Source organism: Pseudomonas khorasanensis (genome assembly GCF_014268505.2).
In the GTDB taxonomy this organism is placed as follows: Bacteria; Pseudomonadota; Gammaproteobacteria; order Pseudomonadales; family Pseudomonadaceae; genus Aquipseudomonas; species Aquipseudomonas khorasanensis.
Genome location: NZ_JABWQP020000018.1, coordinates 14,732 through 27,835, shown reverse-complemented (window position 1 = coordinate 27,835; position 13,104 = coordinate 14,732). Strand labels below are relative to the sequence as shown.

Annotated in this window: 15 protein-coding genes; 6 read left to right on the top strand and 9 right to left on the bottom strand. The window is 61.0% G+C overall.

Annotated features, from left to right (window positions below):
- Positions 1–17: 17 nt before the first annotated feature.
- On the bottom strand, positions 18–704 hold the full coding sequence (locus tag HU727_RS24125) for a YggS family pyridoxal phosphate-dependent enzyme (protein ID WP_186530648.1): 687 nt from the start codon (positions 702–704) through the stop codon (positions 18–20).
- Positions 705–759: 55 nt separating this feature from the next.
- Between HU727_RS24125 and HU727_RS24120 the strand changes: the two genes are divergently transcribed.
- Complete coding sequence (locus HU727_RS24120) at positions 760–1,794, top strand: type IV pilus twitching motility protein PilT (protein WP_186530646.1); 1,035 nt, start codon at positions 760–762, stop codon at positions 1,792–1,794.
- Between the two features lie 148 nt (positions 1,795–1,942).
- Here the strand turns inward: HU727_RS24120 and HU727_RS24115 are convergent, their stop codons facing one another.
- Entirely contained in the window at positions 1,943–2,560 is a 618-nt protein-coding gene (locus HU727_RS24115; RefSeq protein WP_186530644.1) for a C40 family peptidase, read from the bottom strand.
- 248 nt (positions 2,561–2,808) lie between these two features.
- On the opposite strand from HU727_RS24115, the gene HU727_RS24110 reads away from it, so the two are divergent.
- Complete coding sequence (locus tag HU727_RS24110; protein WP_186530642.1) at positions 2,809–3,243, top strand: NINE protein; 435 nt, start codon at positions 2,809–2,811, stop codon at positions 3,241–3,243.
- 34 nt (positions 3,244–3,277) lie between these two features.
- On the opposite strand, the gene HU727_RS24105 is transcribed toward HU727_RS24110, so the two are convergent.
- From HU727_RS24105 to gshB, 7 genes are all read right to left on the bottom strand, one after another.
- Positions 3,278–4,549: a dihydroorotase gene (locus tag HU727_RS24105; RefSeq protein ID WP_186530640.1), complete on the bottom strand. Its 1,272-nt coding sequence runs from the start codon at positions 4,547–4,549 to the stop codon at positions 3,278–3,280.
- Positions 4,546–5,550 (bottom strand): aspartate carbamoyltransferase catalytic subunit, encoded by a 1,005-nt coding sequence (locus HU727_RS24100; RefSeq protein WP_016772736.1) that lies wholly within the window; start codon positions 5,548–5,550, stop codon positions 4,546–4,548. Before HU727_RS24100 ends, HU727_RS24105 begins: the two co-directional genes overlap by 4 nt.
- Before the next feature lie 27 nt (positions 5,551–5,577).
- Positions 5,578–6,084, bottom strand: coding sequence for a bifunctional pyr operon transcriptional regulator/uracil phosphoribosyltransferase PyrR (gene pyrR, locus HU727_RS24095; RefSeq protein ID WP_186530638.1), 507 nt, complete (start codon positions 6,082–6,084; stop codon positions 5,578–5,580).
- Positions 6,085–6,165: 81 nt separating this feature from the next.
- Positions 6,166–6,603, bottom strand: a complete 438-nt coding sequence (gene ruvX, locus HU727_RS24090; RefSeq protein WP_041476809.1) for a Holliday junction resolvase RuvX — start codon at positions 6,601–6,603, stop codon at positions 6,166–6,168.
- A complete protein-coding gene (locus HU727_RS24085) occupies positions 6,603–7,175 on the bottom strand; it encodes a YqgE/AlgH family protein (protein ID WP_186530636.1) in 573 nt (190 codons plus the stop codon). The genes ruvX and HU727_RS24085 overlap by 1 nt, the downstream gene beginning before the upstream one ends.
- A gap of 135 nt (positions 7,176–7,310) precedes the next feature.
- Entirely contained in the window at positions 7,311–8,210 is a 900-nt protein-coding gene (locus HU727_RS24080) for an energy transducer TonB (protein ID WP_186530635.1), read from the bottom strand.
- A 107-nt stretch (positions 8,211–8,317) separates the two neighbouring features.
- Positions 8,318–9,289 carry a glutathione synthase gene (gene gshB, locus HU727_RS24075; protein ID WP_186530633.1) on the bottom strand — a complete coding sequence of 324 codons (972 nt, stop codon included), beginning with the start codon at positions 9,287–9,289 and terminating at the stop codon, positions 8,318–8,320.
- A gap of 225 nt (positions 9,290–9,514) precedes the next feature.
- Between gshB and pilG the strand changes: the two genes are divergently transcribed.
- From pilG to HU727_RS24055, 4 genes are all read left to right on the top strand, one after another.
- Entirely contained in the window at positions 9,515–9,919 is a 405-nt protein-coding gene (pilG, locus tag HU727_RS24070) for a twitching motility response regulator PilG (RefSeq protein WP_016772743.1), read from the top strand.
- A gap of 60 nt (positions 9,920–9,979) precedes the next feature.
- Entirely contained in the window at positions 9,980–10,345 is a 366-nt protein-coding gene (gene pilH / locus HU727_RS24065; RefSeq protein WP_039757553.1) for a twitching motility response regulator PilH, read from the top strand.
- Positions 10,346–10,355: 10 nt separating this feature from the next.
- A complete protein-coding gene (locus tag HU727_RS24060; RefSeq protein WP_186530631.1) occupies positions 10,356–10,895 on the top strand; it encodes a chemotaxis protein CheW in 540 nt (179 codons plus the stop codon).
- Between the two features lie 154 nt (positions 10,896–11,049).
- Positions 11,050–13,098 carry a methyl-accepting chemotaxis protein gene (locus HU727_RS24055; protein WP_186530629.1) on the top strand — a complete coding sequence of 683 codons (2,049 nt, stop codon included), beginning with the start codon at positions 11,050–11,052 and terminating at the stop codon, positions 13,096–13,098.
- Positions 13,099–13,104 lie beyond the last annotated feature (6 nt).

The window sequence follows — 13,104 nt, the reverse complement described above, 5'->3', positions numbered from 1 at the left end:
TCCTTATCTGGAAACGTTCAAGACTGGGAATGATTTCTGGCGCCGAACAGCGCGGTACCGATCCGCACCCAGGTGGCGCCTTGGGCGATGGCCGACTCGAGGTCGTGGCTCATGCCCATGGACAACGTGTCGAGCGGCAGCGCAAGGCTGGCCTGCAACTCTTGCACGGCAGCGAACGCGGCATCCTGTTCGGCGCGATCTTCGGTCGGCTCGGGAATCGCCATCAGCCCGCGCAGCCGCAAACGCGGCAGTTTGCTGATGGCTTCGGCCAGCGCCGGCAGATCAGCCGGGGTGCAGCCGGATTTGCTCGCTTCACCACTGACATTGACCTGAATGCAGATGTTCAGCGGCGGCAGGTCGGCAGGGCGTTGTTCGGACAGGCGTTGGGCAATTTTCAGGCGGTCCACGGAATGCACCCAGTCGAAATGCTCGGCAATGGCGCGAGTCTTGTTCGATTGAATGGGGCCGATGAAGTGCCAGATCAAGGGCAGGTCGGCCAGTTCGAGCTGTTTGCCGAGCGCTTCCTGCAGGTAGTTCTCGCCAAAATCGCGCAGGCCGGCGGCATGGGCTTCACGCAGGGCCTCGGCAGGTTTGGTCTTGCTCACGGCCAGCAACTGCACGCTGTTTTCAGCGCGGTTTGCAGCTTTTACCGCTGCCTGGATGCGCGAACTAACCAGTTGGATGTTGTCTGCTATCGTGGACATCAAGAGGCGCCGGCGGCTGAAGGTTCGCGGCATTCTACTGGAATTGAGGGACGCTATGGATATCACTGAACTGCTGGCCTTCAGCGCCAAACAGGGCGCTTCCGACCTGCACCTGTCGGCCGGTCTGCCGCCGATGATCCGCGTCGATGGCGATGTGCGACGGATCAATCTGCCGGCGCTGGATCACAAGCAAGTGCATGAATTGATCTACGACATCATGAACGACACCCAGCGGGTCGACTTCGAGAAAAATCTGGAAACCGATTTTTCCTTCGACGTTCCCGGCATCGCGCGGTTTCGGGTCAATGCGTTCAACCAGAACCGTGGGGCGGGTGCGGTGTTCCGTACCATTCCCTCCAAGGTGCTGAGCATGGAAGACCTCGCCATGGGCGATGTTTTCCGCAAGATCACCGATGCGCCGCGCGGGCTGGTGCTGGTGACCGGTCCGACCGGCTCCGGCAAATCGACCACGCTGGCGGCGATGATCGATTACCTGAACACCCATCGGCATCACCACATCCTGACCATCGAAGACCCGATCGAATTCGTTCACGAATCGCGCAAATGCCTGATCAATCAGCGCGAAGTCCACCGCGATACCCGCAGTTTCGCCACCGCGCTTCGTTCGGCACTGCGCGAAGACCCGGACGTGATTCTGGTGGGCGAGATGCGTGATCTGGAAACCATTCGACTGGCGCTGACGGCGGCTGAGACCGGCCATCTGGTGTTCGGCACCCTGCACACCACTTCGGCTGCCAAGACTATCGACCGAGTGGTCGACGTTTTCCCCGGCGACGAGAAATCAATGGTGCGCTCGATGCTGTCGGAATCGTTGCTGGCGGTGGTGTCGCAGACGCTGATCAAGAAGATCGGCGGCGGGCGGGTGGCGGCGCACGAGATCATGCTGGGCACCGCGGCGATCCGTAACCTGATCCGTGAGGACAAGGTGGCGCAGATGTATTCGGCGATTCAGACCGGCGGATCGTTGGGAATGCAGACACTCGATATGTGCCTGAAGGATCTGGTGACCAAGGGCTTGATCAGCCGAGAACATGCGCGGGAAAAGGCGCGTACGCCGGATAATTTCTGAGGGTCTGTGGTGCGGCTGCCGGCCCCTTCGCGAGCAGGCTCGCTCCCACATTAAACCGCATTCCTTCAGCTGGAATGCTGTCACCTGTGGGAGCGAGCCTGCTCGCGAAGAGGCCGGTACTGCTGGAGCTAATCCTGGATCAATCAGATCAGCGCTGGACGACGCGCATCTGCTGCTGATCTTTCGGCAACACACGCTTGGCGACAACGTAATGTTTTTGCCAGTACGGCTTGTTCAGCGTATCAATGCTCACCGCTTTGCCACGACGCGGAGCGTGGATGAAGCGGTCGTTGCCCAGGTAGATGGCAACGTGATTGACCCGGCGGCTTTTGATGTTGAAGAAAATCAGGTCGCCCGGCTTGAGATCCTTGCGCTCGACTTTCTCGCCGTGACCGCTGGCCATGGCATTGGAGGTGCGTGGCAGGTCGAACGTGGCGTCATTGAACGCGTATTTCACCAGGCCGCTGCAATCGAAGCCTTTACTTGGGCTGCTGCCGCCCCAACGATAAGGTGTACCGAGTACATTCACTGCACGGCTCAGCACATTGCTGCTTTCCTTGCTCGCCATTGGCGGCACCAGCTTGCTGTGGCTCTTGCTGCTCAGCGTGGTGGTTTTGTTCTTGCTGCTTTTGCTCGAAGGAGCCGAAGCATGGGATTTAGGGGTGAAGCCGTTAACGTTGGGAAGACGTTGCTCACGATTGGTGGCGTGGGCGGCCAGTGGCATTAATAGGCAAATAGTTAGCCATGTCTTGAAAAATGGTCGCATTAGGCGTGGCTCTTGAGTGATAGCGCGCAACTTTATAACAGCTTTTTTTGTCCCTCCGAGGCCGTTCATCGATTCATTCGACCTGCTACGGAACCAAAAAACCGCAAAAAGGACGCAATTGTCCGACAGAAGTCAGGTTCTACAAGGGTTTCGCGCTAGCAACGGTAACATTTGCCATACGTCGGCCACTCGTAAAAAAGTCACAAAGAAATGAAGAATATTTATCTATCGAGCGCAATGAGGTCTTAATGAACAGCTATCAGCTACCCCGCGTGAAGGAAAAAGACACCCACAGCAAAGTCATCGGCTACCTGCTGTGGATTTTCGGGTTCACAGGCGCTCACCGCTTTTATTACGGCAAGCCCGTGACCGGTACGATCTGGTTTTTCACTTTCGGTTTGCTGGGGATTGGCTGGCTGATCGACGTATTGCTGATCCCGGCGATGGACCGTGAAGCGGACCTGAGATTCGCGGACGGGCCGATCGAGTACAACGTCGCGTGGATTCTGCTCACCTTCCTGGGTGTGTTCGGCGTGCACCGGATGTACCAGGGCAAGTGGATCAGCGGCTTGCTGTATCTGCTGACGGGCGGGTTGTTCTTTCTTGGCGTGCTGTATGACTTCTGGACACTGAATGATCAGGTCTCGGTGCGTAATGCCCAGAATCGCGGCGCCTTTCAGTAAATGTGGCGAGGGAGCTTGCTCCCTCGCCACAGATTTACACCCGGTGACTGATCCGCCCATCCACCAGCGTGTAGCGAACCACGCCCGGCAACGTATGCCCAAGGAACGGGCAGTTCTCACCCTTCGATAGCCATTGTTCACCGGCCACTGTCGATGCCTTGGGATCGAACAGCACGATATCCGCCGGGCCGCCCACCGCCAGTTTGCCCGCCGGCAAGCGCAAGGCTTCGGCCGGGCCGGCACTCAGGCGTGCCAGCAGCGTTGGCAAGTCGAGCAATCCGTCCTCAACCAGCGTCATCGCCAGTGGCAGCAGCAGTTCAACGCTGCTGATGCCCGGCTCTGTCGCGCCGAACGGCGCCAGTTTGGCGTCGCGCTCGTGGGGTTGGTGATGGCTGGAGATCGCCGAGACCACGCCGGATTTCACCGCCTCACGCAGGCCATCGCGGTCGGCGCGGGTACGCAGCGGCGGTTGCACGTGATAGAGGCTGTTGAAGTCGATCAGCGCTTCGTCAGTCAGAATCAACTGATACAGCGCGACATCGGCGGTGACTTTCAGGCCACGGGCCTGCGCTTGGGCAATCAGTGCCACGCCGCGCGCACTGGTCAACTGGCTGAAGTGTGCGCGCACGCCAGTCTGCTCGACCAGCAGCAGGTCGCGGGCCAGCGCCACGGTTTCGGCAGTTTCGGGAATCCCCGGCAGACCGAGGAAGCTGGCAACCGCACCTTCGTGGGCCAGCCCGCCCTCGGCCAGGTCGTGATCCTGTGAGTTGAAAATCACTGTCAGGTCAAAGGTCGCCGCGTATTCCAGGGCCCGGCACAGCGTGCGGCTGTTGCGAAAACTCTCCAGGCCGTTGCCGAATGCAACGCAACCGGCGTCACGCAGAGCGACCAGTTCGGCAAGTTGTTCGCCGTCCAGACCTTTGCTCAGCGCGCCAATCGGGAACACCTTGGCGTTGCCGGCCTCGCGGGCCCGGTCGAGGATCAGTTCGGCCACGGCCGAGGTGTCGAGTACCGGTTTGGTCTTTGGCGGGCAGCACAGGCTGGTCACGCCACCGGCAGCGGCGGCGCGGGTTTCGCTGACGATCGAACCCTTGCGGCTGTAGCCCGGTTCGCGCAGGGCGACGTTGAGGTCGACCAGGCCAGGCGCGGCGACCAGACCCTGGGCATCGATGGTTTCTACTGCGGTGAAACCGGCCGGCGCCGCGCCGAGGGCGACAATCTTGCAGGCTTCAACGTGGATGTCGGTGATTTGATCCAACCCGCTGCTTGGATCGATAACGCGTGCGCCGAGGATGCTGAGCTTCACTGGGCGTTCTCCTGCTCGAATTGGCGCTGGGCAGTCTGCCCGCTCATGGCCATGGACAGCACGGCCATACGAATCGCGATGCCGTAGGTGACTTGATTGAGGATCACCGAGTGCGGACCGTCAGCCACCGCCGACTCGATTTCCACGCCCCGGTTGATCGGCCCCGGGTGCATGACGATGCAATCGGGTTTTGCCCCGGCCAGACGCGCGGTGGTCAGGCCGAACAGGCGGTAGAACTCGCCCTCGCTCGGCAGCAGCCCGCCGGTCATGCGCTCACGCTGCAGGCGCAGCATGATCACCACATCGACATCCTTCAGGCCTTCGGCCATGTCGGTGTAGACCTTCACGCCGTATTGCTCGATGCCGATCGGCAGCAGGGTTTTCGGCGCGATCACGCGGATGTCGGGGCAGCCGAGGGTTTTCAAAGCGAGCATGTTCGAGCGCGCCACCCGCGAGTGCAGGATGTCGCCGACGATCGCCACCGAGAGATTTTCGAAACCGCCCTTGTGCCGGCGAATGGTGAGCATGTCGAGCATGCCCTGCGTCGGATGAGCGTGGCGGCCGTCGCCGCCGTTGATGATCGCCACTTGCGGGCAGACATGCTCGGCGATGAAGTGCGCGGCGCCGGAATCACCGTGGCGCACGACAAACATGTCGGCAGCCATGGCTTCCAGGTTACGCAGGGTATCGAGCAGGGTTTCGCCCTTGCTCGCCGACGATGTCGACACGTTCAGGGTAATCACGTCCGCCGACAGGCGCTGGGCCGCCAGTTCGAAGGTGGTGCGGGTGCGCGTGGAGTTTTCGAAAAACACGTTGCACACGGTCTTGCCGCGCAGCAACGGGACTTTCTTCACCGCCCGGGCACCGACTTCCAGGAACGAGTCGGCAGTGTCGAGGATTTCCGTCAGCAGCTCGCGGCGCAAACCGTCGAGCGAGAGGAAGTGGCGCAGCTGGCCCTGATCATTGAGCTGCAGCGGGCGCTTGGTATCTAGAGGCGTCATCGCGAGGGGGACTCTCAATAGGGCGGATTAAAGGGTGACGTCTTGCAGTTCAAGCGTCAGCGGCTCGGGGCCGGACAGCTTGACCCGCTGATGGGCGCCCAGCGTCAGGGTGGCGCCAACCACGTTCGGGCGGATCGGCAGTTCGCCGGCGTCCAGGTCCAGCAGGCAGACCAGCGTGACGCTGGCCGGGCGGCCGTAATCGAACAATTCATTCATGGCGGCGCGGATGGTGCGACCGCTCATCAGTACGTCATCGATCAGCACCAGATGCTGGCCTTCGATTTCGAAGGGCAGGGCGGACGGGCGCACTTGCGGGTGCAGGCCGTTCTGGCTGAAGTCGTCGCGGTAGAAGGACACATCCAGCGTGCCCAGTGGCGCATCGCTGGCCAGTTCCTTGAGCAGTGCCTGCGCGACCCAGATACCGCCCGTGCGGATGCCGATAAAACGCGGTTCGCTGATCTCACGCTGGGCAAGGTGCGCCTTGAGGCGAGTTGCCATCTGGCTGATCAGATCGGCGGGATTGGGCAGGCTCATGGTTGCTCCTTCGTGAATCCGGGCCGTGTCCTGCAGGACGAGGCTCGGTTTATAACCAAAAGAAAAGCGCCGAAGCGCTTGTCAGGATTCAAACAATGCAGTGTTCTCATCGAGCCAGCCCTGCAACAGCAGAGCGGCGGCGATGGCGTCCACCGGGTTGTCGCGGTAACTGCCCTTCTGCCCGCCGCGCACCAGCCGCTCGCCTTTGGCTTCAAAGGTGGTCAGGCGTTCATCGTGAGTATAGAAGGGCAGGTTATAGCGGCCGTTAAGACGGCGGGCGAATTTTTCCGCGCGCACGCACATGTCGCTTGGCGTGCCGTCCATGTTCAGCGGCAGGCCGACCACCACGGCGTCGGGTTTCCATTCCTTGATCAGCGCTTCGACCTGATCCCAGTTGGGCACGCCGTTCTGCGCTTTCAAGGTGCACAGCTCGCGGGCCTGGCCGGTAATCACCTGGCCGACCGCGACGCCGATCTGTTTGGTGCCGTAGTCGAAGCCGAGAATCAGGCGCAGGGCCATCAGGCGTGACCCGCCTGGCTGGTCAGCAGGTTCAGATCGACGCCCAGGTGCCGGGCGGCGGCTTGCAGGCGCAGTTCGCTGCTGGTGTTGAACAGTATGTCGGCGTTGTAGGGGCAGGTCAGCCAGGCGTTGTCGGCCAGTTCGGCTTCCAGTTGTCCGGCTTCCCAGCCGGCATACCCGAGGGTGATCAGGCTTTTCGCCGGGCCGACGCCGTCAGCGATGGCGAAGAGCACGTCCTGCGACGTCGATAGAGCGAGATCGCCGTCCAGCTGCGCGGTGGCCTGAAAGGTCTGGCCTGCCGGGTGCAGAACGAAACCGCGATCGGTCTGTACCGGCCCGCCGATGAAGATCGGCACATGCTCGCAGAGTGCCGGCGGCTCGATGTCCGGGCGCAATTGTTCGAGGATGTCGGCCAGGCTCAGCTCTTGCGGCCTGTTGACCACCAGCCCCATCGCGCCATTGGCCGTGTGCTCGACGATGTAGGTCAAGGTGTGGGCAAAGTTCGGGTCGGCCATGTGCGGCATGGCAATCAGGAAGTGATGCTTGAGGTAGGTGGGGCTGACGTTTTTCATGTGCGCTAGTGTGGCGTCGTAGGGGCGAACTGACAAGCTGAGGCTTTAAAAGATCGCAGCCTTCGGCAGCTCCTACAGGGTGTACGCAGGCCCAATGTAGGAGCTGCCGAAGGCTGCGATCTTTTGATTTTGCCCTTAATTGCTGGACAGTCTGTCGCCCCGGGCAAATTTCCAGGTGCGGATGATTTCCAGTCGGTCGATATCCGACAGGTCCCCGGTAAACGGCGCAAATGGCGCGGCCAGACGCACGATGCGCTGCGCCGCCTGATCCAGCAGTGGCTGGCCGGAGGACTCCAGTACCAGCACTTCATACAGCGAGCCGTCGCGGTTGATCGAGACCATCAGGCGCAGATTGCCGTAGATCTGCTTGCGTCGTGCTTCTTCGGGGTAATTGAGGTTACCGATGCGCTCGACCTTCTTGCGCCAGTCGTCCTTATACCAGGCGCCTTTGTCGCGCATCGTCGAGGCGGCGCTCAAGCGGTGGATGCGCGGGCGTTTGGCGTACAGCTGTTGTTCCTTGGCCAGTTCCGCCTCGAGGCTGGCTATGTCGCTGGACAGCTGAGAGCTGTCGAACACCGGCGCGTCGACGGTCGGTTTGACTTCGGTTTTGCTTTCTTCTTTCTTGGTCGGCGCTTTCTTCGGTTTCGGCGCGACGGTGGTCACCGCTGCCTTCGGTGCGGCTTCCTGCACCTCTGGCTTGGCTGCGGGCGGCGGGGTGACCTTTTTGACCTGATTGTCCTGGAACGGCGCGATTTCGGTGGTCTTGGGCAGGGCTTTCTTGTCCAGCGTACCGCTGCCTTCCTGGTTTTCCTGGGCGAGGAAGTCTGCCTTCTCAGGCTTCTTCTCGGCCTTGAAGGTGGCCAGGGTGATTTCCAAGGTTTTGCTGATCTGTTGGGGTTCGACCATGGTGAAGCCGACGCCCAGCAACAGCGCCAAATGAATCAGTGCCGCGAGAAACAGGGTAAAACCGAGGCGATCGGCCGGGCGCACGCCACGATGGGCGAGTTCAGCGGGCAGATCGGACGGGAGGGTCATGACAAGAAAACCAACATCGCGTTTTTCAGAGGCTGCGCATGATAACGCAATGTTGGTTTCGCGCCTTGGGCTTCACGCTTCAAGCGACAGACTGCATGTGACGTGCCTCAGGCTTGCGGCTTTTTGCCGGCGGCTTGCAGCTTCTTCTCGATCGCATCCATGAGCATTCCACCGATATCGGTGCCGAACGCATTGTCGATTTCGCGGATGCAGGTCGGGCTGGTGACGTTGATTTCGGTCAGGTGCTCGCCGATCACGTCCAGGCCGACGAACAGCAGGCCTTTCTCGCGCAGGGTCGGCCCGACTTGTGCGGCGATCCAGCGATCCTTGTCGGTCAGCGGGCGCGCTTCGCCACGGCCGCCGGCGGCGAGGTTGCCACGGGTCTCGCCTTGGGCGGGAATGCGCGCCAGGCAGTAATCCACCGGCTCGCCGTCGATCATCAGGATGCGTTTGTCGCCGTCCTTGATCGCCGGCAGGTAGGCCTGGCCCATGATTTGCTGGCCGCCGAGCGCGGTGAGGGTTTCCAGGATCACTGACAGGTTCGGGTCACCGGCACGATGACGGAAAATCGAAGTGCCGCCCATGCCGTCGAGCGGCTTGAGGATCACGTCGCCGTGTTTCGCCGCAAATTCGCGCAACACGTCGGCGCGGCGGCTGACCACGGTCGGCGGCGTGCACTGCGGGAACAACGTGGCGAACAGCTTTTCGTTGCAGTCACGCAGGCTTTGCGGTTTGTTCACCACCAGTACGCCGGCGGTTTCGGCCTGTTCCAGCAGGTAGGTGGAGTAGACGAACTCCATGTCGAAGGGCGGATCCTTGCGCATCAGGATCACGTCCAGATCGCTCAGCAGGTTGTCTTGCTCGGCGTCCAGTTCGAACCATTTTTCCGGGTTGGCGAAGACTTTCAGCGGCTTCATCCGCGCCCGCGCCTGGCCTTCGGCCTGATACAGGTCTTTCTGTTCCATGTAGAACAGTTCCCAGCCACGCTTCTGCGCGGCCAGCAGCATGGCCAGCGAGCTATCCTTTTTATAGGAGATGCTGGCGATAGGGTCCATGACAATCCCGACGCGAACGCTCATTGGGTTTTCCTCGAATTTTGGCTACCGGATCGGTATTGAAAAAGTGCCGCCAGAGTGGCGCCGGGCGGGTTTCGGGTCAAGGAAAAACCCGTCGATAGATTGCATCTGGAGACTGTGCTAAAAAGGCTGGCAGATCGCGCCGCCCCTTGGGTATCAAGGGTTTGAGGCCATTATTCGCAGAAAAACGGACAATTTGATTCGCAAAGGCGACGGTAGAACCCTCTTATGGAACAGCAGTCCAGCGCCTTGAAGGTCATGGTGATCGACGACTCGAAAACGATTCGCCGCACCGCCGAAACATTGTTGAAGAACGTCGGTTGTGAAGTGATCACGGCGATCGACGGTTTCGATGCGCTGGCAAAGATTGCCGACCACCATCCCGGGATCATTTTTGTCGACATCATGATGCCGCGTCTGGATGGCTATCAGACCTGTGCCTTGATCAAGAACAACAGCGCCTTCAAGGCCACGCCGGTGATCATGCTCTCGTCGCGTGACGGGCTGTTCGACAAGGCCAAGGGGCGAATTGTCGGTTCTGATCAATTCTTGACCAAGCCGTTCAGCAAAGAAGAACTGCTCAACGCGATCCAGGCCCATGTTCCGGGCTTCGCCGCCGTTTTGCCGCAGTAAGACACGCACAGTGACGCTCGGCCAGCGGGCCGGAAGTCGACCAGAAAAATGGGGAAGACCATGGCACGTATCCTGATCGTCGATGATTCGCCGACTGAAATGTACAAACTGACCGGCATGCTCGAAAAGCACGGCCATGAAGTGCTCAAGGCCGAGAACGGCGCCGACGGCGTGGCCCTGGCCCGTCAGGAAAAACCCGACGCGGTGCTGATGGACATCGTCATGCCCGGCCTCAACGGTTTCCAGGCGACCCGGCAGTTGACCAAGGATGCCGACACCGCGCATATCCCGGTGATCATCATCACCACCAAGGATCAGGAAACCGACAAGGTCTGGGGCACCCGCCAGGGCGCCAAGGATTACCTGACCAAACCGGTCGATGAAGACACCCTGATCAAGACCCTGAACAACGTACTCAAAGGCTGATTGCGCGATCATGAGCGAATCGCTGACCGCGTTCGAACTGCTCTGGCAGATCGACCAGCGCTGCCGCTTGCTGGCGGCAGACCTGCCCTCCCAGGCGGCACGTCAGGATCGCTGGAGCGGCATCGGATTTCGCCTCGGCGAGCATTGGTATGTGGCGCCGATGGGCGAAGTCAGCGAAGTGCTGCACGAACCGCGCTTCACTCAATTGCCCGGCGTCAAGCCGTGGGTCAAGGGTGTGGCTAATCTGCGCGGGCGGCTGCTGCCGATCATGGATCTGTGCGGATTCTTCGGCCATGAACTGTCGCCGCTGCGCAAACAGCGCCGGGTACTGGTGGTGGAGCATGACGACGTGTTTGTCGGGGTGATGGTCGACGAAGTCATCGGCTTGCAGCATTTCGAACAGGGCAGTTTCGAGCCGTTGTCGATCAGCAAGCGTCAGGGTTCGAAGGCCGAGTTCGTCAAAGGCTATTTCCGCCGCGAACAGAACTGGCGGGTGTTCAGCCTGTTTGCACTGGCCAAATCCCCGGTGTTCATGGGTGTGGCGATCTGACAGATTTAACACCGTCCCCTGTGGGAGCGAGCCTGCTCGCGAAGAGGGCGTTTCAGGCGAAATAAATATTGGCTGACCTGCCGCTTTCGCGAGCAAGCTCGCTCCCACAGGGATTGCAGCAGGCTTCAAAGGTGTGGGTTAAGGGCGAGGACCGATGACAAAAGCAAAAACAGGCAAGTCGGCAGAGGGATCGCGCAGTCGCGCGCAGATCATCGTGCTGTTCATCGCGCTGATCGTGTTCATCATGCTGCTGTTCGCCAACTTCGCGTACCTCAACACCCAGGCGAATTACGACAAACAGTACATCGGCCACGCCGGTGAGCTGCGCGTGCTCTCGCAACGCATCGCCAAGAACGCCACCGAAGCGGCGGCGGGCAAGGCGGCCGCGTTCAAGTTGTTGAGCGACGCGCGTAACGACTTCGCCCAGCGCTGGGGTTACCTGAAAAAAGGCGACCCGAACACCGGCCTGCCGCCCGCACCCGTCGCCGTGCGCCCGGAAATGCGCGCCGTGCAGATGGACTGGGAGCGCCTGCTGAAGAATACCGACGCGATCCTCACCAGCGAGCAGACCGTGCTGTCGCTGCATCAGGTCGCCGCCACCCTGGCCGAAACCGTGCCGCAGTTGCAGATCGAATACGAAAAAGTCGTTGAAATCCTTCTGCAGCGCGGCGCTCCGGCGGCGCAGGTGGCGATGGCGCAACGGCAATCGCTGCTGGCCGAACGCATCCTCGGCGCGGTCAATACCGTGCTCGCCGGAGACGAAAACTCGCAGCAGGCCGCCGATGCCTTCGGTCGTGACGCCGCGCGTTTCGGCCTGGTACTCAACGGCATGTTGCAGGGCAACCCGGCGCTGAAAATCAGCCAGGTCGAAGACCGCGACGCCCGTGCGCGGTTGAGTGAAATCTCCGAACTGTTCCAGTTCGTCTCAGGCTCGGTGGATGAAATCCTCGAAACCTCGCCGGAGCTGTTCAAGGTGCGCGAGTCGGCCACCAACATTTTTACCTTGTCGCAAACCCTGCTCGATGAAGCCTCCCACCTGGCCACCGGTTTTGAACACCTTGCCGGCGGGCGCAACACCGACACCATCGGCGGCTATGTCCTGGGCTTGCTGGCGCTGGCCTCGATCATTCTCATTGGCCTGGTGATGGTGCGCGAAACCAATCGCCAGTTGCGCGAAACTGCCGAGAAGAACGAGCGCAACCAGAACGCGATCATGCGCCTGCTCGACGAGATCGAAGACCTTGCCGACGGCGACCTCACCGTGACCGCTTCGGTGACCGAAGACTTCACCGGCACCATCGCCGACTCGATCAATTATTCCGTCGATCAGCTACGCGATCTGGTCGCGACCATCAACCTCACCGCCGGCCAGGTCGCCGCCGCCGTACAGGAAACCCAGGCCACCGCCATGCACCTGGCCCAGGCCTCGGAACAACAGGCGCAGCAGATTTGCGAAGCCTCGACGGCGATCAGCGACATGGCCGAATCCATTGATCAGGTCTCGGCCAACGCGGCCGAATCGTCGGCGGTGGCCGAACGCTCCGTGGAAATCGCCAACAAGGGCAACGAGGTGGTGCACAACACCATCCACGGCATGGACAACATTCGCGAGCAGATTCAGGACACCGCCAAGCGCATCAAGCGCCTCGGCGAGTCTTCTCAGGAGATCGGCGACATCGTCAGCCTGATTGACGACATTGCCGACCAGACCAACATTCTCGCGCTCAACGCGGCCATTCAGGCGTCAATGGCTGGCGATGCCGGGCGCGGTTTTGCGGTGGTTGCTGACGAAGTGCAGCGTCTGGCCGAGCGTTCGTCCGCGGCGACCCGGCAGATCGAAACGCTGGTGCGGGCGATTCAGGCCGACACCAACGAAGCCGTGATCTCCATGGAGCAGACCACCACCGAAGTGGTGCGCGGCGCGCGACTGGCGCAGGATGCCGGTGTGGCCCTGGAAGAAATCGAAGGCGTGTCCAAGACCCTCGCGGCGCTGATCCAGAGCATTTCCAACGCGGCGCAGCAGCAGACGTCTTCGGCCGGGCAGATTTCCCTGACGATGAACGTGATCCAGCAGATCACGTCGCAGACCTCGTCCGGCTCCACGGCCACCGCCGAAAGCATCGGCAACCTGGCGAAGATGGCCAGTCAGTTGCGCCGTTCGGTGTCCGGTTTCACCTTGCCGGCGGCGACAGATAAAGGGTGAGTGGAG